The sequence below is a fragment of the Maricaulis sp. D1M11 genome (assembly GCF_047308265.1).
In the GTDB taxonomy this organism is placed as follows: Bacteria; Pseudomonadota; Alphaproteobacteria; order Caulobacterales; family Maricaulaceae; genus Maricaulis.
On record NZ_JBKQWY010000002.1, the window covers coordinates 237,120 to 258,011 of the forward strand.

The 20,892-nt window shown below is 61.4% G+C and carries 26 protein-coding genes; 13 read left to right on the forward strand and 13 right to left on the reverse strand.

Annotated features, from left to right (window positions below; translation table 11 throughout):
* Positions 1–4 precede the first annotated feature (4 nt).
* The 4 genes from RMQ97_RS05310 to RMQ97_RS05325 are packed head-to-tail and all read right to left on the reverse strand — an operon-like array spanning position 5 to position 2,768.
* Positions 5–988 carry an L-threonylcarbamoyladenylate synthase gene (locus tag RMQ97_RS05310; protein ID WP_413659816.1) on the reverse strand — a complete coding sequence of 328 codons (984 nt, stop codon included), beginning with the start codon at positions 986–988 and terminating at the stop codon, positions 5–7.
* A gap of 37 nt (positions 989–1,025) precedes the next feature.
* Positions 1,026–1,577, reverse strand: coding sequence for a YceI family protein (locus RMQ97_RS05315; RefSeq protein ID WP_413659817.1), 552 nt, complete (start codon positions 1,575–1,577; stop codon positions 1,026–1,028).
* A gap of 4 nt (positions 1,578–1,581) precedes the next feature.
* Positions 1,582–2,160 (reverse strand): cytochrome b, encoded by a 579-nt coding sequence (locus RMQ97_RS05320; protein WP_413659818.1) that lies wholly within the window; start codon positions 2,158–2,160, stop codon positions 1,582–1,584.
* Positions 2,157–2,768: a YceI family protein gene (locus tag RMQ97_RS05325; protein WP_413659819.1), complete on the reverse strand. Its 612-nt coding sequence runs from the start codon at positions 2,766–2,768 to the stop codon at positions 2,157–2,159. Before RMQ97_RS05325 ends, RMQ97_RS05320 begins: the two co-directional genes overlap by 4 nt.
* Before the next feature lie 140 nt (positions 2,769–2,908).
* Here RMQ97_RS05325 and RMQ97_RS05330 point away from each other — a divergent pair, with 140 nt between their 5' ends.
* A complete protein-coding gene (locus tag RMQ97_RS05330; RefSeq protein WP_413659820.1) occupies positions 2,909–4,669 on the forward strand; it encodes an acyl-CoA dehydrogenase in 1,761 nt (586 codons plus the stop codon).
* Between the two features lie 102 nt (positions 4,670–4,771).
* On the opposite strand, the gene RMQ97_RS05335 is transcribed toward RMQ97_RS05330, so the two are convergent.
* A complete protein-coding gene (locus RMQ97_RS05335; RefSeq protein WP_413659821.1) occupies positions 4,772–5,155 on the reverse strand; it encodes a DUF4870 family protein in 384 nt (127 codons plus the stop codon).
* Between the two features lie 189 nt (positions 5,156–5,344).
* Here RMQ97_RS05335 and RMQ97_RS05340 point away from each other — a divergent pair, with 189 nt between their 5' ends.
* The 9 genes from RMQ97_RS05340 to dxs all read left to right on the forward strand — a co-directional run bounded on the left by RMQ97_RS05340 (position 5,345) and on the right by dxs (position 12,386).
* Complete coding sequence (locus RMQ97_RS05340) at positions 5,345–5,551, forward strand: hypothetical protein (RefSeq protein WP_413659822.1); 207 nt, start codon at positions 5,345–5,347, stop codon at positions 5,549–5,551.
* Between the two features lie 68 nt (positions 5,552–5,619).
* Entirely contained in the window at positions 5,620–5,922 is a 303-nt protein-coding gene (locus RMQ97_RS05345) for a YbjQ family protein (RefSeq protein WP_413659823.1), read from the forward strand.
* On the forward strand, positions 5,922–6,689 hold the full coding sequence (lepB, locus tag RMQ97_RS05350; RefSeq protein WP_413659824.1) for a signal peptidase I: 768 nt from the start codon (positions 5,922–5,924) through the stop codon (positions 6,687–6,689). The genes RMQ97_RS05345 and lepB overlap by 1 nt, the downstream gene beginning before the upstream one ends.
* Before the next feature lie 47 nt (positions 6,690–6,736).
* Complete coding sequence (locus RMQ97_RS05355) at positions 6,737–7,609, forward strand: SDR family oxidoreductase (RefSeq protein ID WP_413659825.1); 873 nt, start codon at positions 6,737–6,739, stop codon at positions 7,607–7,609.
* A gap of 18 nt (positions 7,610–7,627) precedes the next feature.
* Positions 7,628–8,554 carry a histone deacetylase family protein gene (locus RMQ97_RS05360; protein ID WP_413659826.1) on the forward strand — a complete coding sequence of 309 codons (927 nt, stop codon included), beginning with the start codon at positions 7,628–7,630 and terminating at the stop codon, positions 8,552–8,554.
* 68 nt (positions 8,555–8,622) lie between these two features.
* The gene (locus RMQ97_RS05365) at positions 8,623–9,222 is read left to right on the forward strand and encodes a histidine phosphatase family protein (protein WP_413659827.1); all 600 of its coding nucleotides are present in this window, start codon (positions 8,623–8,625) and stop codon (positions 9,220–9,222) included.
* Between the two features lie 59 nt (positions 9,223–9,281).
* Positions 9,282–9,536, forward strand: coding sequence for an exodeoxyribonuclease VII small subunit (locus RMQ97_RS05370; RefSeq protein WP_413659828.1), 255 nt, complete (start codon positions 9,282–9,284; stop codon positions 9,534–9,536).
* Between the two features lie 13 nt (positions 9,537–9,549).
* Entirely contained in the window at positions 9,550–10,443 is an 894-nt protein-coding gene (locus RMQ97_RS05375) for a polyprenyl synthetase family protein (protein ID WP_413659829.1), read from the forward strand.
* 14 nt (positions 10,444–10,457) lie between these two features.
* Complete coding sequence (gene dxs / locus RMQ97_RS05380; RefSeq protein ID WP_413659830.1) at positions 10,458–12,386, forward strand: 1-deoxy-D-xylulose-5-phosphate synthase; 1,929 nt, start codon at positions 10,458–10,460, stop codon at positions 12,384–12,386.
* Positions 12,387–12,389: 3 nt separating this feature from the next.
* Here dxs and RMQ97_RS05385 read toward each other — a convergent pair whose 3' ends face one another.
* The 4 genes from RMQ97_RS05385 to RMQ97_RS05400 are packed head-to-tail and all read right to left on the reverse strand — an operon-like array spanning position 12,390 to position 14,342.
* Complete coding sequence (locus RMQ97_RS05385) at positions 12,390–12,806, reverse strand: MAPEG family protein (RefSeq protein WP_413659831.1); 417 nt, start codon at positions 12,804–12,806, stop codon at positions 12,390–12,392.
* 8 nt (positions 12,807–12,814) lie between these two features.
* Complete coding sequence (locus tag RMQ97_RS05390) at positions 12,815–13,270, reverse strand: DMT family transporter (protein WP_413659832.1); 456 nt, start codon at positions 13,268–13,270, stop codon at positions 12,815–12,817.
* Positions 13,267–13,893, reverse strand: a complete 627-nt coding sequence (locus RMQ97_RS05395) for a glutathione S-transferase family protein (RefSeq protein ID WP_413659833.1) — start codon at positions 13,891–13,893, stop codon at positions 13,267–13,269. Before RMQ97_RS05395 ends, RMQ97_RS05390 begins: the two co-directional genes overlap by 4 nt.
* A gap of 35 nt (positions 13,894–13,928) precedes the next feature.
* Entirely contained in the window at positions 13,929–14,342 is a 414-nt protein-coding gene (locus tag RMQ97_RS05400; RefSeq protein WP_413659834.1) for a MarR family winged helix-turn-helix transcriptional regulator, read from the reverse strand.
* 146 nt (positions 14,343–14,488) lie between these two features.
* Between RMQ97_RS05400 and RMQ97_RS05405 the strand changes: the two genes are divergently transcribed.
* Positions 14,489–14,956: a DUF1348 family protein gene (locus RMQ97_RS05405; RefSeq protein ID WP_413659835.1), complete on the forward strand. Its 468-nt coding sequence runs from the start codon at positions 14,489–14,491 to the stop codon at positions 14,954–14,956.
* Between the two features lie 52 nt (positions 14,957–15,008).
* Complete coding sequence (locus RMQ97_RS05410) at positions 15,009–15,740, forward strand: TlyA family RNA methyltransferase (protein ID WP_413659836.1); 732 nt, start codon at positions 15,009–15,011, stop codon at positions 15,738–15,740.
* Between the two features lie 132 nt (positions 15,741–15,872).
* On the opposite strand, the gene RMQ97_RS05415 is transcribed toward RMQ97_RS05410, so the two are convergent.
* From RMQ97_RS05415 to RMQ97_RS05430, 4 genes are all read right to left on the reverse strand, one after another.
* Positions 15,873–16,619, reverse strand: a complete 747-nt coding sequence (locus RMQ97_RS05415) for a hypothetical protein (protein WP_413659837.1) — start codon at positions 16,617–16,619, stop codon at positions 15,873–15,875.
* Positions 16,620–16,888: 269 nt separating this feature from the next.
* On the reverse strand, positions 16,889–18,256 hold the full coding sequence (locus tag RMQ97_RS05420) for a hypothetical protein (RefSeq protein WP_413659838.1): 1,368 nt from the start codon (positions 18,254–18,256) through the stop codon (positions 16,889–16,891).
* A gap of 156 nt (positions 18,257–18,412) precedes the next feature.
* Positions 18,413–19,501, reverse strand: coding sequence for a chorismate synthase (gene aroC / locus RMQ97_RS05425; RefSeq protein WP_413659839.1), 1,089 nt, complete (start codon positions 19,499–19,501; stop codon positions 18,413–18,415).
* An 80-nt stretch (positions 19,502–19,581) separates the two neighbouring features.
* Complete coding sequence (locus tag RMQ97_RS05430) at positions 19,582–20,088, reverse strand: J domain-containing protein (protein ID WP_413659840.1); 507 nt, start codon at positions 20,086–20,088, stop codon at positions 19,582–19,584.
* Positions 20,089–20,198: 110 nt separating this feature from the next.
* Between RMQ97_RS05430 and pdxH the strand changes: the two genes are divergently transcribed.
* Positions 20,199–20,867, forward strand: coding sequence for a pyridoxamine 5'-phosphate oxidase (pdxH, locus tag RMQ97_RS05435; RefSeq protein WP_413659841.1), 669 nt, complete (start codon positions 20,199–20,201; stop codon positions 20,865–20,867).
* Positions 20,868–20,892: the final 25 nt, after the last annotated feature.

Consider the following 20,892-nt stretch of genomic DNA (forward strand, 5'->3'; position numbering starts at 1 on the left):
AAGGTCAGGCGGGATCGATATCCAGCTCGCTTGCGTCTTTTGGCGCGGCGGCACGGCGAAGTCGATCATTGATCGCTTCCCCCAATCCGGTTGGCGGAATGGGAGCAACAGCAATGCGCCGGGCCCCGTCCGCGTCAAGTTTGCGCAGATATGCAAAAAGATGGCTTGCCGCCTCGGCCAGATCGCCGCGCGCCGACAGGTTGAGATCACCGGCAATATCGCCAAACCCCAACCAGACCTCATCCGGTTTGACGGTGCGGGCATTGAGACGTACCGGAGCGTTGGGCGCGTAATGGCTTTTGAGCATGCCGGGACTGGCAGGGGCATGGCCGTCGCCAGCCCGTGCAAGAGGCCCGGTGACAGCCTCTATGACATTCCGGTCCAGCCCGCCCGGGCGCAGAAGTGTGGCCTGATCAGTCTCGGTTGAGGTGCCGACGGCGATAACGGTGGATTCGAGGCCAACCGGGCAAGGGCCGCCATCGAGCACCAGGTCGATCTTCGTTCCCAGGCCGTCGAGCACATGTTGGGCTGTTGTCGGGCTGACCCCGCCGGACGGATTGGCGCTGGGGGCCACCAGGGGGCGGTCGAGGCGCGCGATGAGCGCTCGGGCCGCGGGATGACGGGGCGCGCGCAGGGCCAGGGTGTCGAGACCGGCCGTTGCCAGTTCGCTGACAGGAGCCGTGTCACGCCGGGGCAGGACCAGCGTCATCGGGCCGGGCCAGAATTCTTCCATCAACCGCCGCGCGAGCGGGGGAATATGCGCGAGACGCTCGGCCATCGCGATGTCTGTGACATGGGAAATCAGGGGGTTGAAACGCGGGCGTCCCTTGGCGGCATAAAGCCGGGCCACGGCGTCTCCCTGGCCAGCATCGGCAGCAAGCCCGTAAACGGTCTCGGTGGGCATGCCCACAAGCCCGCCGGCACGGATAATGTCCGCGGCCCGGTCGAGGGCATGGGCTTGGTCGGCGGGCAGGAGGGGCGCAGTCATGCCGTTGAGTTACGCCCCTCTTGAGGGTCGGGCAAGCCTAGTCGGCCGCCGCATCCGCTTCGATATGCAGGTGGAGGGTGAGTGTGGCGGCGACATCCCCCCAGCTGGACGAGGCGACGTTATAGTCCGCACGGGCCAGTTCGGCTTCGGCCTCGGCAATCGCGCGACCATTCTCGATTTCCAGCGTGAAAGGCAGAATGAAGGGACGGGTCACGTCCTTGATGGTCAGTTCGCCATGGGCCTCGTATCCCGCGTCGGTGGCCCGGATGTCCTCGGATACAAACCGGGCATGCGGATAGGTTTCAGGCGCAAGTCCGTCGCTGGAAAGCATATTCTGTTCGATGTCTCCGCCCCCGGTCGATCCTGTCGCCGTGTCGACGATGGCATTGATACGGGCGGCCGACAGATCGGACGGGTCGAGCGTGATCTCGGCGGAGAAATCAGGGAAACGCCCCTCGACGGTTTGTCCGAAGGCTTCGGTTTCAAATCCGACCTGGGACGCGGCCTGATCTACCACCCAGTCCTGGGCGAAAACAGGCAGGGCAAGGGCCGGGGTCACCAGCACGGCGAGAGAGAGTTTACGCAACATGGGGTCAGTCCTTCAGGAAGGGGATCATGCGAGCCAGAAGATTGTCCCGGTCCACGAATTGGTGTTTGAGCGCCGCTCCGGCATGCAGGGCCGTGAGCAGGAGAATGGCCCAGCCGCCTGCGCCGTGCAGGCTCAGAATGGTTGTTTCCAGCACCTCATCCTGGGGGATGGGCAGTTTGGGCAGTACAAGATCGGGATTATTGAACATCAGGCTCGGGAAGGGCGATGCGGATGAGCCCAGCCAACCGCCCAGCGGCATGCCGATCATCAGCGCGTAGAACGCCCAGTGCGTGGCCGACGCCACACGGCGTTCCCAGTTTTTCATGCCCGCGGGCAGGGCAGGCGGTGTGTGGGTCAGGCGCCATCCCAGCCGCACCAGGCTTAGCAACAGGATGATCATGCCGAATGTCTTGTGACCATTATAGGCGGCCTGGACATCGGCAAAGGATACGCCGCCGCCCGACAGGGCCGCCTCGCGCAGGCCTTCCATATACCAGCCGTAAAACACCATGCCGATCAGCGAGACGGCGAGCAGCCAGTGTAGCGCCATGGCGACGAGGTCGTAGCGTCGGTTCATTGTCATTCAGCCTCTCCCCCTTCGAGGAATTCCGCTTCGATGCGAATGCGAACAGTGTGTCCGAGTATAGTCTCGGGCAGGGATCCGATGCCATGCGACCGGCGGTCCACCTCCATGCGGGCGCTGAACCCCATGGCGTTGCGTCCTTCGAGAGGGTTGAACAGCCCGCCATTGAACGTGATGTCCATCACCGCCTCGCTGGCCTGGCCCTTCATGTAGAGCGTGCCATAGGCGCGGCCCTCGGTCTCGCCGGTGATCTCGATACGCTGCGACACGAAACGGATCTGCGGATGCGCATCGGCCCGGAACCAGTCCTCTGCCAGTTCGCGGTCGAATGCGGTATCCCCGGTTGATATCGAGTGCGGATCGATGATCGCGGTGAGCTGGGCGGCGTCGGGGCGGGCCGGATCAAACTCCAGGCTGGCGTCCACCGTGTCGAAGCGTCCGACATACCAGGACAGGCCAAAATGCTGGACCTCCCAGACCACGCTGGCATGGGCCGGGTCGAGTTGCCAGGACCCGGCGGGCAAGCGTTCGGGGTCTGTCGTCGGCGTGGCACACGCAACGAGCAGGCTTACGCTTACGTAAACGGCAAAAGCTTGAATCCATCTCATGAAACGACTATGCGTTGGCGCGCAGGCGCTGGGAAGTCACCTTTCCCGATGCAGGCGTAAAAACATAATTTCCGATCTCGCCATTGCCGCCGGTGGCGTTATCTTCAGTCCCAGACCGCATCCCTAAGCAGGAGAATGACATGTCCTATCGCGCCCCCGTGGACGATATCCGCTTTGTTCTGGAAGAAGTCGTCGCCGTCGACAGTCTGAAGGCGACCGGTGCGTTTGATGAATTCTCCGAAGACCTGGCGCAGGCGATTCTCGATGAGGCCGCCAAGCTGACCAATGACGTGCTCGCGCCGATCAATCGCACGGGGGATACCCAGGGCGCGCGGCTGGATGATGGTGTCGTCACCACGCCGGACGGTTTCAAAGAGGCCTATGCCACATTTGTGGAAGGGGGGTGGCAGGGGCTGCAATTCCCCGTCGATCATGGCGGTATGGGATTGCCCAAGGCGCTGGGCGTAGCGGTGCTGGAAATGATCCAGTCGGCAAACATGGCATTTGGTCTGGGCCCGATGCTGACCTTTGGAGCCATCGAAGCCCTGCTGGCACACGGCTCCACCGAGCAGCAAGAGATGTATCTGCCCAAACTCCTGTCGGGTGAGTGGACCGCCACGATGAACCTGACCGAACCCCATGCGGGCTCCGATGTCGGCGCCCTGCGGTCGCGGGCTGAACCCAATGGTGACGGTTCCTGGTCGGTGTCCGGACAGAAGATCTACATCACCTGGGGTGAGCACGACTGTACCGACAATATCATTCACCTGGTGCTGGCCCGTACACCGGACAGCCCCGCCGGGACCAAGGGGATCTCGCTCTTTCTTGTGCCGAAATTCCTCGAAGATGGCAGCCGCAATAGCGTCAAGGCGATTGGGCTGGAACACAAGCTGGGCATTCACGGCTCACCGACCTGCACCATGGAATACGCCAACGCCACGGGGTGGCTGATCGGTGAGGAAAATGCCGGCATGCGCTGCATGTTCACGATGATGAATTCGGCCCGTATGAATGTGGGTGTTCAAGGTGTCGGTATTGCCGAACGCGCCTACCAGCAGGCACTGGCCTATGCGAAGGATCGCACACAGGGCCGCGCGGTCGGTATGGACGGGCCGGGACCGCACGCCATTATCAACCATCCCGATATCCAGCGGTCCCTAGTCATGATGCGTGCGAAGATCATGGCGGCGCGGGCTATCTGCATGGCGTGTGCTGTGGCTGCAGACCTCGCCGAGCATTCCGATGACCCGGACGAGAAAGCGGCGGCCAAGCGCCGCGAAGACATGCTGATCCCGATCGCCAAGGCCTGGTCGACGGATATCGGCGTGGCCGTGGCATCGGAAGGGATCCAGATCCACGGGGGCATGGGCTTTATCGAGGAAACCGGCGCGGCCCAGCATCTGCGCGATGCGCGGATCGCTCCGATCTATGAAGGTACCAATGGTATCCAGGCGATTGATCTGGTCGGTCGCAAGCTGTCGATGGCGGGCGGCAAGGCGTTCGAAGAACTCTATGACGATATCGAACAGACCATCGAGGCATGTGGCACGTCATCCCACCCCGATCTGCCGCCTCTCGCTGAACGTCTTGAAGACAGTCTGGATTCCCTGAAAGAAGCCGTCAGCTGGCTGCAGCAATCGGATCTGGAAGACAAGCTGATCGGCGCGACACCGTTCCAGACGCTGGCGGGTGAGGTGATCGGGGGCTGGATGCTGTGTGTGGCCGCTGTTGCGGCGCGTCGTCGTCAGAAGGAAAACATCGGGGATCCGGCCTTCGCGGCTTCGCAGATCGCCCTGGCCAATGTCTATGCCGAGGCTGTGCTGACGCTCTCGCCATCCCGGGTGGATGACATCACGATGAGCCATGACATGTTCACGGCCGTGGGGATAGGCGCGGAGTAACCGCTTTTCGGTTCTCATTTGTAGCGAACGGGCCGGCCTGCCGGCCCGTTTTGATTCAGCCTCAGATCTGGTGGGGCCAGAGTTGATACGGTGGCAGGAGCGTCAGATCCAGAAACCGTGAGGATCGGCAACCGCCTCGCCTTGCGCCAGCTTGACCAGTCCTGCCGCGCTGCGAACCAGCACCCAGACCCAAAGCGCGAGCCCCAGAAGTCCCGCCAGGGGGGCTCCGACGATGGTGACCGTCAAGATGGCACAGATCACAACGCCGACCAGGGCGATCCAGAAGGTGCGGATCTGGTAGGTATAGTGGGAGGTCATCCAGTGGGTTGCGTCTTCCCGGCGGGCATAGGCCAGAATGACTGCGATGATAGAGGTGATGCCCGTGACATTTCCCAGGATGAGCAGGACATAATTGATGATGCCGATGACACGGTCATCTCGGTCACGCGGCAGCGCCTCGGATGGTTCGTAAATCGTCTGGCTCATTGTGCATCTCCTTGCCTGTCCCGACACTATGCGTGAAGGCCCATCTGCCTAGTGGGATTGTCCCGAAACCCGTCCCGATGGCGTCTCAATGTCACGGCTCACGCAATTCCGCTCTGGATGCGGTGTTTCGGCCTTGTTTTCGCCCATACGCTTGGCCAACATGGCGCAGAAATGAAACGGCAGGTTGGTATGATCCGCACTTATGCACCTCTCGCCCTGATCCTGGGTGGTCTGGCCCTCTACGGGCTTGCACTCGTGCTCTCGATGAGTGGTGTGTGGCGCGCCGGTTTTCCGGCCTCGATTTATGTCGCTTGCCTGTCGGCCCTTCCGGCTCTGGGACTGGCGTGGATGTATGTGCGCTCCTGGACGCAAGGCCAGGCCGACGCGGAACACTGACTGACGAGACACACTGACTGCAGAGTCACACTGACGGACAGGGGGAGGTCCGGCTCATGATTGTAACAATGGCTGATTCGATTGCCGGTCGCGAAATCGAAACAGAACTGGGCGTGGCCCGGGGCAATGTCGTGCGTGCCCGCTTTTTCGGCCGCGATTTCATTGCCGGCCTTCGCAATATTGTTGGCGGTGAAGTGCCGGAATACACGAAGCTTCTGGCGGAATCGCGTGAGCAGGCGCTCGATCGCATGGTTCGTCATGCCGAGGAGTTGGGCGCGGATGGTGTTGTGACCTTCCGTCTGACCACATCCACCGTGATGGACGGGGCCGCTGAAATCCTCGCCTATGGAACCGCAGTGAAACTGAAATGATGTCCAATATGTCTGGTGTTTTAGGCCGCGCTGCCGGCGAAATCGTTGAGATCGGCCGCTTTCTTGCCGGTGTGGTTATGGTGTGGCTGGGTTTGGTGACGGTCGGCTTTGCCGCCTTTCACATCCCGTCCGAAAGCATGCAGCCCTCGCTGGAAGTCCGCGATCGGGTTCTGGTGTCGAAATGGGCCTATGGCTATTCCGTACATTCCCTTCCGCTGGGGCTGGGATATCTGTTGCCGGATAATTGGGATGGTCGCATTGCCTGGGGCTCGCCGAAACGTGGCGATGTCGTTGTTCTGCGCGATGAGAACCAGCCGGATGGACGTCCGCGCAATCTCATCAAACGCGTGATCGGCCTGCCGGGGGATACGGTCGAGGTGCGTGGCGGTCTGCTCTATCTCAACGGGACGCCGGTCGAACGCACGATCGTGGATCTGCGCCGCTATCGCGAACACACCTTCAACCAGCTGGTCTCGGTGACCCACTACGAGGAAACCCTGCCGGGCGGGCGGTCCTATTCCATCTATGAACGCACCGATACCTATCCGCTGGACAATTTTGGTCCGGTCACGGTTGAGGACGGCGCGGTGTTTGTGATGGGCGATAACCGTGATGCCTCTCGCGACAGCCGGGCATCGGGTGGGCCGGGCTTCGTGCCGCTGGAGAATATTGTCGGCCGTGCGGAGACGGTGATTTTCACGCTCGCCTCGTGCCGCCGCGAAGATGGATTGTATTGTCCGCGCGGTCGGGTCTGGCGCGGGCTCTAGCTTCGGTCTAGCCTTCCCCGCACAAAACCATAAACGGGGAGTCGACCATGAGCCTGAAGGGCAAAACAATCTTCATCACGGGCGCCAGCCGCGGTATTGGCCTTGCCATCGCCGAACGCTGCGCCCGCGATGGCGCCAATATCATCATCGCGGCCAAATCCGACACGGAACATCCCAAGCTGGAAGGCACAATCCACACGGCGGCCGCCCAGGTCGAAGCGGCGGGCGGACAGGCTCTGGCCGTCAAATGTGATGTTCGTGACGAGGCCTCAGTCGAAGCGGCTGTGGCAGCAGGCGCCGAGCGTTTTGGCGGTATTGATGTGGTGGTCAACAATGCGTCGGCGATCTTCCCGATGCCGACCCCGCATGTGCCGATGAAACGCTATGACCTGATGCATCAGGTCAACGGGCGCGGGACCTTTCTCGTCACACAGAAATGTCTGCCCTGGTTGGAGAAATCCGAAAACCCGCACATTCTCGCCTTGTCGCCGCCGCTGGACATGCGTCCGATGTGGTTCGGTCCGCACGTCGCCTATACCAGCGCGAAATACCAGATGAGCCTGTGCATTCTGGGGTGGGCGGAAGAGTTCAAGGGCCGGATCGCGGCGAATGCGATCTGGCCGCGCACCGCCGTGGCGACGGCGGCCATTGCCAATGTTCTGGCCGATGAGGCGGCGTTCAAACAATGCCGCAAACCGGAGATCCTGGCGGACACGGCCTATCATGTGATCACCAAGCCGGCGGCCGAGTTCAGCGGGAATTTCCTGATTGATGACAGCTTCTTGGTCTCTGAAGGCATTACCGATCTGGACCAGTACAGTGTCGAGCCTGGTCTGGAACTCATGCCGGACTTCTTTGTGCCGGAAGAACCCGCAGCACCCGACGGCGTGCGGATCATGAATCTCAATCCACAGCACTGATCCGTCGCGGAGGTTGATGTGAGAACCGCTGTGTATGAGAGCCGTCTGAGCCTCTCGCATCGCGTGCCTGTGGGGCATCCCGAACATCCCGGGCGTCATGCAGCGATAAAGGCGGCTCTCGCCGACCTGCCGGGATTGGGGTGGCGTGAGCCAGCGCCGGGACATATCGATCAGGTCCGGCGGTTCCATACGCCGGATCATGTGGATCGTATTCTGCATGCCCTGCCGGAGTTCGGTCCGGATGTTCAACTGGATGCGGATACGCATTTGTCCACTGATTCACCCGCTGCCGGTTTGATGGCGGTGGGCAGTGCGTGTGCCGCGGTCGACGCGGTGATGGCGGGTGAGCTGGATGCAGGCTTCATCCTGGCCCGGCCGCCCGGACATCACGCCGAACCGAATCGCCCGATGGGGTTTTGCCTCTTCAACACGGTAGCATGCGCCGCTTTGCACGCACTCGATGTGCAGGGCCTGGACCGTGTCGCCATTGTCGATATCGATGTGCACCATGGCAATGGCACGCAATGCCTGTCCGAGCGCGATGAGCGGGTCCTGTTTGCCAGCCTCCACCAAGCCCCTCTGTATCCGGGCACCGGATCACCCGGAGAGACCGGCCTCAATGGCAATGTCGTGAATGTGCAATTGCGTGAAGGATTGTCGGGACTGGCCTGGCGGGGCGCTTTCGAGGCGGGGGTCATACCCGCGCTCAAGGCGTTCAAGCCGGAATTCCTGTTTGTCAGTGCGGGCTTTGATGCCCATGTCGATGATCCGCTGGCGGGGTTGCAGCTGCGTGATGCGGATTATGCCTGGGCCGGGGAGCGCTTGGCGGGTCTTGCGAAAGAATGCGCATCTTCGCGACTTGTCTCCGTGTTGGAGGGCGGATACGACTGCGACGCGCTCGGGCGCTCGGTGCGGTCCTATCTGACTGCGATCGAGGCCGTCTGACCTCATTTTCAGTGTCCGGAGCGGAGAGGGCGTTCCGCATACGCTCTGCCGCCCTCTCGGGAAAGACCATGTCCCAACTCGCACCGCCAACCCAGGGCCGACCGGGTGTCATTACGATCGCCCGGCACGGACAGCCCGATGCGAATCGGGAAGCCCGTCTGGACTGGCGTGGTTATGAAGACTGGTGGGATAATATCTATCAGCCGGCGTCTCTGGTGCCGGGGCAGGTGCCACCTGCGCGGCTTGTTGACGCAGCGCGTGCCGCGGATCATCTGTTTGCCTCGACCTTGCGTCGGGCTATCGAGACCGCTGAAACGGCGGCTCCGGATCGGGCGCTGAGCATCAAGCCCGTTTTCGTCGAGGCCGAACTTCCGCCACCCCCCATGCCGGGAATCTTCATGGCAAAGACCTGGGGCGTGTTCGCCCGCTGTTCCTGGTGGCTTGGATTTGCACGCGGTCGAGAGAGCCGTGCAGATGCCGAACAGCGTGCAAAAGCCGCTGTCGACCTCCTGATCGAGGCATCGCAAAGTGGCGATGTGGTTTTGTTCGCTCATGGCTGGTTCAACCGCATGATGCGGCCCCACCTCAAACACGCCGGCTGGCGCTGTGTGCATGACGGGGGCGATACGTATTGGTCCTGCCGTCAATATGAATTCCGTCAGGACTGACCAATTGCCCAGCCCGGTGGGCCTGCCTATGCTGGCGCCGACTCTTTGAGGAATACAACATGTCGACATCTCCTGAACCGATTGACGGGCTGAGTTTCGAACGCGCCCTGGCCGAACTCGAACACATTGTGCGTCAGCTGGAATCCGGGGATGTGGAACTTGAGAAATCCATCGCGATCTACGAACGCGGTGCCGCTTTGCGGGCGCACTGTGAAGCCAAGCTCAAAGATGCCGAACTGAAGGTGGAGAGCATTGTGATGGGTGCCGATGGCCAGCCGGCAGCTACCCCGTCCGATCTGGGCGATCAGGCCTGAGAGCGGGGCGAAGATGTCGACACAGGATTTCGAGACCCGACTGGATGAGGCGGCAGACCGTGTGACCGTGGCGCTGGATGCCCTGTTGCCGCGTGCCGACGGTCCGGAAAGCAAGCTGAACTCGGCCATGCGATATGCGGCCCTGGGGCCGGGCAAGCGGCTGCGTCCGTTTTTCACGATCGAATGTGGACGCCTGGTCAATGCGGACGAGCGCGGCCTGCTGCGGGTCGGTTCGGCGCTGGAATGTATTCATGCCTATTCGCTGATCCATGACGATCTGCCGTGCATGGATGATGATGATATGCGGCGTGGCCGGGCCACAGTGCACAAGGCCTATGACGAAGCGACGGCCGTGCTCGCCGGTGACGCCCTGCAGTCCAAGGCGTTCGAGATTATCGCTCATTCAGACACGCATCCGCGCGGTGAAATCCGGGCCCGGTTGGTGGAACGTCTGGCCCGCGCATCGGGCGCGCATGGCATGGTCGGCGGGCAGATGCTGGACATCCTCGCCGAGACCGAGGAGTTCGAACTTTCCGTGATCACACGCATGCAACGCATGAAAACGGGGGCCCTGATCGCTTTTGCCGCAGAGGCCGGGTGTGTTCTTTGCGACGTAGAGGATCATATTAGGCGTGCGCTGGATGGTTTCGCCCATGATTTGGGGCTGGCCTACCAGATCACGGATGATCTGCTCGACGTCGCCGGTTCGGCCGAGGCTGTCGGCAAGGCCGTCGGCAAGGATGCCGGTCAAGGAAAGGCCACCTTCGTCACCATATTGGGGGTTGAAGGGGCTCGGGACCGCGCCCGCCGATTGGCGGACCAGGCCAAGGACCACCTGGAGATCTTCGGATCACGCGCCGACGTCCTCAAGGACGCCGTGGATTTTGTACTGGATCGCCGATCCTGAAAGGTGAAGGCTAGATGCCGATTGAGACCCCGAATCTGGACCGTGTCCAGACACCCCAGGACCTGAAAAATCTCAGCATTGAGCAATTGCGCGCCGTCGCAGACGAGCTGCGGGCCGAGACCATCGATACCGCTTCTGTCACGGGCGGGCATCTGGGATCCGGGCTGGGCGTGGTGGAACTGACAACCGCCATCCATCATGTCTTCGATACACCGCGCGATATCCTGATCTGGGATGTGGGCCATCAGTGTTACCCGCACAAGATCATTACGGGGCGCCGCGACCGTATTCGCACATTGCGACAGGGCAAGGGCCTGTCCGGTTTCACCAAACGCGCCGAAAGCGAATATGACCCGTTCGGTGCGGCTCATGCCTCCACCTCCATTTCCGCCGGTCTGGGCTTTGCCGTGGCTCGCGACCTCAAGGAAGAGACAGACCGCCATGTGATCGCCGTGATCGGTGATGGCTCGATGTCGGCGGGCATGGCCTACGAGGCCATGAATAATGCCGGGCATCTCAAATCACGACTGATTGTCATCCTGAATGATAATGACATGTCGATCGCACCTCCCGTGGGGGCGATGAGTCACTATTTCGCGCGACTGGTCTCCAGCCCGGGCTATCGCCACCTGCGCAAGCTGGGCAAGGGTGTGGCCAAGGCGATCAAGCTGGAAGGCCCGGCCCGCAAGGCCGACGAATACATGCGTGGCATGGTGATGGGCGGAACGCTGTTTGAAGAAATGGGCTTTCGCTATGTGGGTCCAATCGATGGTCATGATCTCGACCAGCTGGTTCCGGTTCTGGCCAATGTTCGCGATGGTGAGGAAGGACCGGTCCTCATCCACTGCGTCACCCAGAAGGGCAAGGGATATGCGCCCGCTGAACAGGCGGCCGACAAGTATCACGGCGTGGCCAAGTTTGATGTGGTGACCGGCAAGCAGCAAAAGTCCAAGGGCGGTCCTCCGGCCTATACCAAGGTGTTTGCCCAGCAATTGATCCGCGAGGCCGAGGCCGATGACCGGGTGTGTGCTGTGACGGCTGCCATGCCGGGGGGCACCGGCCTTGACCTGTTTGGCCAGGCCTTTCCGGATCGAAGCTTTGATGTGGGCATTGCCGAGCAGCACGCTGTGACCTTTGCGGCCGGTCTTGCGGCCGATGGTATGAAACCCTATGCGGCGATTTATTCCACCTTCCTGCAGCGCGGGTATGACCAGGTCGTGCACGATGTGGCGATCCAGAAACTGCCGGTTCGGTTCGCGATCGACCGGGCCGGGCTCGTGGGTGCGGATGGATGTACCCATGCGGGCAGTTTTGATCTCGGATTCCTCGGACAATTGCCCGGCATGGTCATCATGGCGCCGTCGGACGAGGCCGAACTGGTGAATATGGTCGCCACGGCCAATCAGATTGATGATGCACCATCCGCCTTCCGCTATCCGCGTGGCGGTGGCGTGGGTGTGGAGATCCCAGATGTCGCCCAGCCCGTGCCGATCGGCAAGGGGCGGATTGTGCGTGAGGGGTCAGCCATAGCCATTCTGTCGCTGGGGACCCGGCTCCATGAAGCGCTCAAGGCGGCCGACATGCTGGGCGCCCAGGGTCTGTCGACCACCGTGGCTGATGCCCGCTTTGCCAAACCGCTCGATGAAGATCTGATCCTGCGCCTGGCGCGGGAACACGAAGTCTTGCTGACGGTCGAGGAAGGAGCCGAGGGTGGTTTCGGCGCTTTTGTCCTGCATCGGCTGGCCGAGCGCGGTGCACTGGATGGCGGCCTGAAAATCAGGACGCTGACCTTGCCGGATGTGTTCCAGGACCAGGATACGCCGTTCAACATGTATGAAACGGCGGGCCTCAACGCCCGGCACATTGCGGCCAAGGCGCTGGAATGTCTGGGCCGGGCAGAGGCCGCGGCCCAGATCATCGCGGCTGAGGCCTCAGGGGGCTAAGGATCACACCACGCCCAGAATGCGCAGGGCGAGGGCGAGCTGGGCCAAAAATCCGATAAAGAACGCGATCGTGCGCAGGAGCGGTATGCCCAGCGCGTAGATCACGGCATGGGCGATGCGGGCACCCAGATAAGCCGTGACGGCGAAATGGGTCAGCGCATTGCCCAGGCCTAGAAGGCTGACCGTGATCGCCAGTGGGGCAAACACCACCAGGTTTTCAACGGCATTGCGGTGCGCGTGAGCGAGGCGATGCGCCCAGGCATGGCGTGGGGCGATGTCGGGCTCAGGATTTTTCAACGCCTTCCACCATCCCATTTCGACAAGGCGATTGAGGATGATGGGAATCCAGATCAGGGCGGTGAACAGCGTCACCGCGGTGAGGGCGAACAGTTCGGGGGTCAGGTCCAGGGGGAGGGTCATCGGGTCTCCTAGGTGGGAATGAGGGGTTTGCGGGCCAGAAAAACACCCAGCGCCATCAGGGCGAGGCCCAGGGCGCGACGTACGCCGACCGGGCTTTGGGGCGCGCCGAACAATCCGAAATGATCGATCGCTGCAGCGGTGAAGAGCTGGGCCAGCAGGACCAGGAAGATGGCATTGCCGATGCCGATCTTGGGTCCGGCCCAGGTGATGGACAGGGCGTAGAGCGTGACCAGGAGGCCAGCGAGATAATAGAGAGGCGGTGCCTGGAGCAGCGTGTCCCGCGAGGGAAATCCGATGGCAATCATTGGCGGAATCGTGGCTAGCCCGCCGACCAGGAAGACAATCCCCGTTGCCAGGGCCGGATTGCCCAGGCGTATCGCCAGCTGGGCATTCATCGAGGCCATGAGCGGAATACCGGTTCCGGCGATCAGCATCAGGCCATAGAGGGGGAGTTGGGCATTCATGTCAGAGCTGTCCCGGTTTCAGGATGGGTCCGGGTTAGCGCGTCATGACCGGCAAGGCTGGCGAACCAGGCCTCCAGCTTGGGATGACCCTCCCGCCAGTCGATCAGATCGGAGATCCGTAGATCGGCATAATCGGGGAGACAGGCGATTGAGAGCGCATCAATGCAGGGATAGGGCGACAGGGTGTCCATTTCCGCCTCGATGGCATCGAGCCCAGCGCGGACCCCACGCATGCGTCGATCCTGCCAGCCGGGCGCTTGTTGTGCATTCTCGCGACGACGTTCGAACATGATGCCGACGATTGCCGTCATGATCCCGTCGGCGAGGGCCTGGCGACGCATCACGGTTCGGTAGTGGCTGTCTCCATAGGCCGGGAGCAGGCCGGTCTTGGGGGAGCGGGCCGCGATATAGTCAATGATCACCGCGCTATCGTAGAGAATGCCCTCATCCTCGGTGACCAGGACGGGGACCTGACCCAGCGGATTATGGGCTCGGATGACGGTTTCGCCAGCGTCGAGAGGGTGGTGGGCCAGGACGTCGACCTGGTCTTCCAGACCGGCCTGGATCAATGCGGTTCTGACCTTGCGGGCAAAGGGCGAGGCCGGGGAGCAGATGAGTTTCATGTTTTCACCGTTGTATGAGCAACTAACTGGGCAAATTAAATCTGGTCATTGATGGTTCGGGCCTGTTGGACAAAGCCTTTCAGCGTGTTCTCGCCAACGGTATCGGTCATCTGGTCGTACAGACGCTGACCGGTGGCATTGAGCGCATCATGGATCTGGCGGGCGGCCGCCGTGCCGTGAATAGCGTTTTCGCGCGCATTGCCCGCGACAGGTTTGCGTTCGATCAGGCCCTTGCCTTCCAATCCGCTGAGGAGGCGCGTCACAGTGGACTTCTCCAGCTGGAGGCCACGCGCAATGGCCTGCTGGGACTGGCCCGGTTCATTGAGGACCAGTCGCAGCATATAGCCCTGGGCGGGGGTCAGCCCGAATTCGGCAAAGGCGTGCTCCCAGCGCGCATTGAGCGAGCGGGCCAGGGCCTGGATGTTGAAAAAGATGCAGCGTTCAAACATACAGACAGTTTTGTATACAACAGTTGTTGATGCAACATAAATCTGACCTCGCGTGTCTGTGACCGGGTGAACCGGTGAGGGCGTCTTGTGGAGAGGTGTTCACCAACCCATCTGCGCCTCATTCCCAACGCCCAAAGGAGACCCTCATGGCGCAACGTCCACCCCTGCCCCCCTTCACCCGAGACGAGGCGGAGACCAAGGTTCGTCTGGCCGAAAATGCCTGGAACAGCCGCGATCCGCAGGCCGTGTCACTGGCCTATACGCCTGACAGTCAATGGCGCAATCGCGACGAGTTTTTCACCGGCCGCGATGCCATTGTCGACTTCCTCAGCCGCAAATGGGGTCACGAAACCGAGTATCGGCTGATCAAGGAGTTATGGGCCCATGACGCAAACCGGATCGCGGTGCGATTTGTCTACGAGAGCCAGGACGACGCGGGACGCTGGTTCCGCTCGCACGGGAATGAGCAATGGCAATTTGATTCCAACGGTCTGATGGAACGCCGCGAAGCTTCGATCAATGATGTTGAGATCTCGCCAGACGCGCGCAAATTCCTGTGGCCGCTGGGACCGCGACCGGATGACCATCCCGGACTGAGCGAGCTGGGACTTTAGGCCAGCGCACGACGGATTTGATTTTTCCCGCGTGTCACGCGATTGAGGGCGCATGACACGTGCGGACAAGTTTCTCGTCGATGCCGGCTATTTCGAAACCCGGGCCCGGGCCCAGGCGGCCATCGCGGCCGGTCGGGTGAGCGTCAATGGCGTGGCTCTGAGCAAGGCCTCGCAGAAAATCCCGCCCGGTGCGCAGATCGACGCGCGTGAGGCCTATCCCTATGTCTCCCGCGCGGCGCTGAAACTCGTGGAGGGACTGGATGTGTTCGGTGTGGACCCGACGGGGTGTCTGGCTCTGGATGTCGGGTCATCGACCGGCGGGTTCACCGAGGTTTTACTGGAGCGTGGCGCGCGGCATGTGATCGCGGTGGATGTGGGCCGCGATCAGTTGCACGCGCGTTTGCGCGATGACACCCGCGTGACCAGTCTCGAATCAACGGATGCGCGTCATCTGACGGCGGATCTCCTGGGCCAGGCCCCAGAGATTATAGTGTGTGATGCGAGCTTTATCAGTTTGACGAAAGTTATTCAGCGGCCGTTGGAACTGGCAGCAGACAGGGCGGATCTGATCGCTCTCATCAAACCCCAGTTCGAGGTCGGCAAGGCCGGGCTGGGCAAGGGCGGGCTGGTGAAAAGCCAGGTGGAGGCCGATCGGGCGATCGCTGAGGTGCGTGCCGCGCTGGACGGATTGTTCGAGTTTTCAGTGCTGGGCATGTGCGACAGTCCCATACGGGGGGGTGATGGGAATGAAGAATACCTGATCCATGCCCGCAAGCGTTTATAGAAAACACGAAATGACGGGACGATCATCGGATCGCCCCGTCAGTCACCGGCTCCTTGTGCGGACTATACGAGCCGGTTGGACTTCCGGCCTCGCCGGGCCGGTTCGCTAGGTGTCAAAGCCGGGCAGGCTCGCTCAATACGTGTCGGCCGGGCGCCAGATGCCGTCTGTACCCTGGCACATATAAACCTGTGTGGAGGTCGGTTGGCCGTAGGCATTGGCTGTCTGGGTCGCGGTCCACTGGCACCGACCCGTGGAATAATTCGCAGACTGGGATCCGGCCTGATAAACACGGGCTTCGTTTTGCGGACCGCCCGCAAGCGAGGGTTCGGAATAGACCTGGCCACTGGAATAACCATCATCATACCCGGCATAACGCGGATCATATCCGGCCTGATTATAGCCCTGGTCATAACCGCCCTGGTCGTAATAGCCCTGCTGCTGATAACGAGAATTGGCGTATGGATCGCAGTCCTCGCCACCGGCAATCCCGGCTCCGATCAGCGCGCCGACACCGGCACCGGCAATCGTACCCACTTCTTCGGCATTGCCCCGATCGCGGTGATAGTAGGAATCGTGGCGGTGATGACGGCGGTGGTGACGGTCATACCGTCCGCGACGCTCATATCGGCCATGGCGGTCATAACGACGGTGATCGCGATAATCGGGATAGCGGTCATTATTGCTGTCATCGGCGATCTCATTGCCGATCACGGCGCCGATAATGCCTCCGATCAGCGCGCCTGCGACCTGACGTTCGGTGCGCTGCTGCTCGCAGGTGGTATAGGACTGGGACTGGGCCTGGGCTGCCATTGGAGCCAGCAGGGTCAGGCTTGTGCCCGCCAGAGCGGTCAGAGCCAGAGTACGGGACAGGGTTTTCATCGGTCAGCCTCCTTGGCAGGGCGCGCCGGCATGTTGAACGCCGTGAGTTCCAAACGCCAATGTTTCAATCTGTGTGCCAACCTAGCCGGTGGTCGATGAGCCCAACATGAATGTGTGGCTCATGCAGGTGACAGTCCTGTCAGACAAGGCGGAATTTGGGTTCACATCAGGCCGTCCATGCGATGGATCGTGCGCCGTCGTTCGGCGCAAAAGGAAAGGCCGGGCATTGCGAGAATGCCCGGCCCGGTTCATGCCCCAGCATGAATGACCTAGTATTGGTGCTGTGCGACCTGCCAGTCACCATAGGCGTCGCGGCACATGCGCACCGGCTGGTGATGGAAGCGGCCGTCCGGCATGTAAATTTCCGCATCGCCGTAACGGCAATAGGATCCGCTATAGTTATAGCTTTCGCGGATATAGATCACGCCGCGCACACCGGAATGCGGATTGCCCCAGTAATAGGGATTGCCGTGTTCGAAGGCATAATTCACCGCGTATTGATACTGGGCCCGGTCACAATCATCGAGATGACCGATGGAATTGCCCAGGAGCGCACCAAATCCGGCACCCAGCAGAATGCCCACGCCAACATCATCATCATGGGCAGCCGCGCCGCCGATAATGGCGCCGAGGATCGCGCCCACGGCCGTCGCCGAGCCATTGTCATTATAGCGGCACAGACCGTCATAATAGCCAAAGCTGCGGGTGTGATAATGGCGGCTGTAATAATGGTCGTGATAGCGCCAGCGCGAATGATGACCGTAATGGCCATAGCGCGGGGTATGCCGCCAGCCATGGTTCAGGTGCGACACCCAGCGGATATGCTGACGATGCCGGTGGCTGTCGTAATAGAAGTGACGACGGCGCTCGGCCCGGTCCCAGCGGTGACGGCTGTGGTGGACGCGCGGAGTGTAGGTATAGCGCGGGCGCGGATCATAATGGCCCGAACGGTGATGCCCGCGATTATTGTGGCGATACTGCGGGTTGCGATCATGGCCGCGATAATTGCGGCGATCATCATCGCGGTCCCGATAATCCCGGTCGCGGCGATCATGGCGCCGGTCATCATCGCGATCCCGATAATCCCGGTCGCGGCGATCATGGCGCCGGTCATCGCGGCGATCACGCGGATCCGTGTTGTAGCGATATCCCGCCTGACGATACCCGTCGCGATCTCGAACATCGCGATCACGGCGATCTCCATCCCGAAAATCGTGTCGCGGACGCGGGTTCGGTTGAACCTGCGGCTGAGGGCGGCGCGGTGCGGCATGGGGATCACGCCCCTGATGGCGGGCTTCGGTGCGCGGCGGCGTGGTGCGAGGGGCCTGGGTTCTGGGGGGCTGGGTTCTGGGAGCGTGTGTGCGTGGCGGATCCTGGCGACGCGGCTCGACACGGGGCGGATCCTGTCGGCGCGGTTCGGCACGGCGCGGTTCGGCGCGGCGCGGCTCCTGGCGGCGTTGTTCGGTCCGGCGGGCGTCGTGGCGTCCGTCCTGACGACGGAATGTTTCATTGCGCTCGCTAGGAGCCTGTCTGAATTCCTGGCTTCGATCCCGCTGCATGGCCTCGGCCACGGAAACCGGTGTGAGTGCCAGAAGAGAGACCGCCAGGCTCGCGAATGCGTACCCCTTGATCTTCATGGAAATGTCCTCCGTTCTCATGGCTGGCCCGGTCCGCACACGGATAATCAGCCTACATCGGGGAACAGGTTAGACATCGGGCGATGAGCCCAACATGAACGGAATTTTCATTATTCGACACAGAGGGAAGCGCGGGCGCCGTCAGGGTTGCGGCCGTTACTCCATCTGGGCGCGGTGACGCATCATATGATCGGCCAGAACCAGAGCCGCCATGGCTTCGCCCACGGGTACGGCCCGTATGCCGACACAGGGGTCATGACGTCCGCGCGTGACAATCTCGGTTTCTTCGAAATCCCGGTCCAGCGTGCGACGTGGAACCATGATGGAGGAGGTGGGTTTGATGGCGAACCGGATCACCAGATCCTGTCCCGTGGAAATACCGCCCAGAACACCTCCATTATGATTGGAGAGGAATTCGGGACCGTTTTGACCGGCCCGCATTTCGTCGGCGGCTTCTTCCCCGCGCAGGGCGGCCGAGGCAAATCCTGAACCGATCTCCACACCCTTCACGGCGTTAATTGTCATCATCGCGGCGGCCATGTCGCTATCCAGCTTACCATAGACCGGCGCCCCCCAGCCTGCCGGCAAACCGGAGCAGACGACTTCGATAATGGCACCGGTGGACGAGCCTTCGCGGCGCAGATTGTCCATATCCTGGGCCCACAGGCCGACGGTTTCCGCATCCGGACAGAAGAAAGGATTATTGTCGACTTCGGCCCAGTCCCAACAGGACCGGTCAATGGCCCGTCCGCCGATCTGAACCAGGGCGGCCCGTACCCGGATATCCTCTCCCAGAACCTTGCGGGCAATCGCGCCGCCCGCCACACGCATGGCGGTTTCGCGAGCCGAGGACCGACCTCCGCCACGGTAATCGCGAATGCCATATTTGGCATCATAGGTGTAATCCGCATGCCCCGGACGCCACTTGTCGCGGATCTGGGAGTAGTCCTTGGACCGTGCATCCTGGTTTTCTATCATCAGGCTAATCGGTGTGCCGGTCGTGACCGGTCCGCCGGTGCGTTCATCTTCGAAAACGCCGGAAAGAATCTTGACCTGGTCGGGTTCCTGACGCGGGGTCACATGACGGCTGGTGCCCGGACGTCGCTTGTCCAGGAAGGGCTGGATATCCGCCTCGTTAAGGGGAATGCCGGCCGGGCATCCATCAATCACCGCTCCAATTGCCGGGCCATGGCTTTCGCCCCAGGTGGTCAGCCTGAACAAATGTCCGAAACTATTGTGCGACATGGAAATGCCCGTTCTTGAAGTTGAAATCAGGTCTTGGTCGTAAACCCAGACACGTAGTCTAGACAGCGCCAGAGCGCCCGTCACGCGGCAGACTGCGAATTCCTGATCCAGCGTGCAAACCGGCTATTGGCCGAGGGGCGAGAGAATTCATGAATGAATTCATCAAGCTGGTCGAGGTCATTCAGAAAGTCTTCCGGCTGGGCTTCGGCCGGGCTCTGAATGATGCGTATTTGAATATAGGTATCCGTTTCCCCCACGGCCGGCAGGATGCAATCGACCTGCGTGTGGGCAGGAATGCGGACAATCAGGCTGCGACCGGCCGAGCGCAGCGTGCGGGTGACGCCGCGTCGGGCTTCATGCTCGGGCACATCGAGTACCAGACAGTTCGGTAGGGCATGTTCGAGCCGGCGCATCGCCGCGACCAGATCAGCGAGGTCTGACAGGGTCTGCGGGGTGGCGGCCACATGGTCGGGATGCAGGGCCTTGACCCGTTCGCGGAAGCGTTTTTTGACGACGTCCAGGCTCGACCCGGCGGGCAGGTCGAGGGTGGCAAAGGCCTCCGTCAGTGTCAGGTTACGCTCACTCATAGGGATTCGCTTAGCAGAAGAAGATTCCCGAAAGGTTGACGCGATACATCGGCGCGCTTGATCCTGCAGCGGCACCGGCTTACCTGCTCGGAACAAAGAGGAGGCCGCTCATGTCCAAGGATTCGCTCATACCACCGACCCCGAGTGCGGATGATTATGCCGAGACGGCACAGGCCAATGCCGCCGAGATCTTCAATCGTGATGATCCTTTTGCGCTGTTTGCCGACTGGCTGGAAGAGGCCAAGCGCAAGGAGGTCAATGATGCCAATGCCATGGCGCTGTCGACCTGTGATGCGGATGGTTTGCCGGATGTGCGGATCGTGCTCCTCAAGGATGTCGATGCGGACGGGTTTGTCTTCTACACCAATCTGGAGAGTGCAAAGGGCGAACAGCTGAAGGCGAATGCCCGTGCGGCCCTGTGTTTTCACTGGAAATCCCTGCGTCGGCAGGTGCGGGTGCGGGGGCTTGTCGAACCCGTCTCCGACCAGGAAGCCGATGCCTATTTTGCCAGTCGCGCCCGCGATAGCCGGATTGGCGCCTGGGCCTCGGCCCAGTCCCGGCCATTGGAAAGCCGGTTCGCGCTGGAAAAATCCGTGGCCAAACACGCCGCGCGATTTGGATTGGGGGAGATCCAACGTCCCGATTTCTGGAGCGGGTTCAGGGTGAAGCCGGTCGCTATCGAATTCTGGCGGGACCGTCCCTTCCGCCTGCATGACAGAATGTCATTTTTGAGGGACGATTTGGGCTCGCCATTCACCGTATCGAGATTGTATCCTTAAGGTACACGTTGGCGTGTCTTGGGGG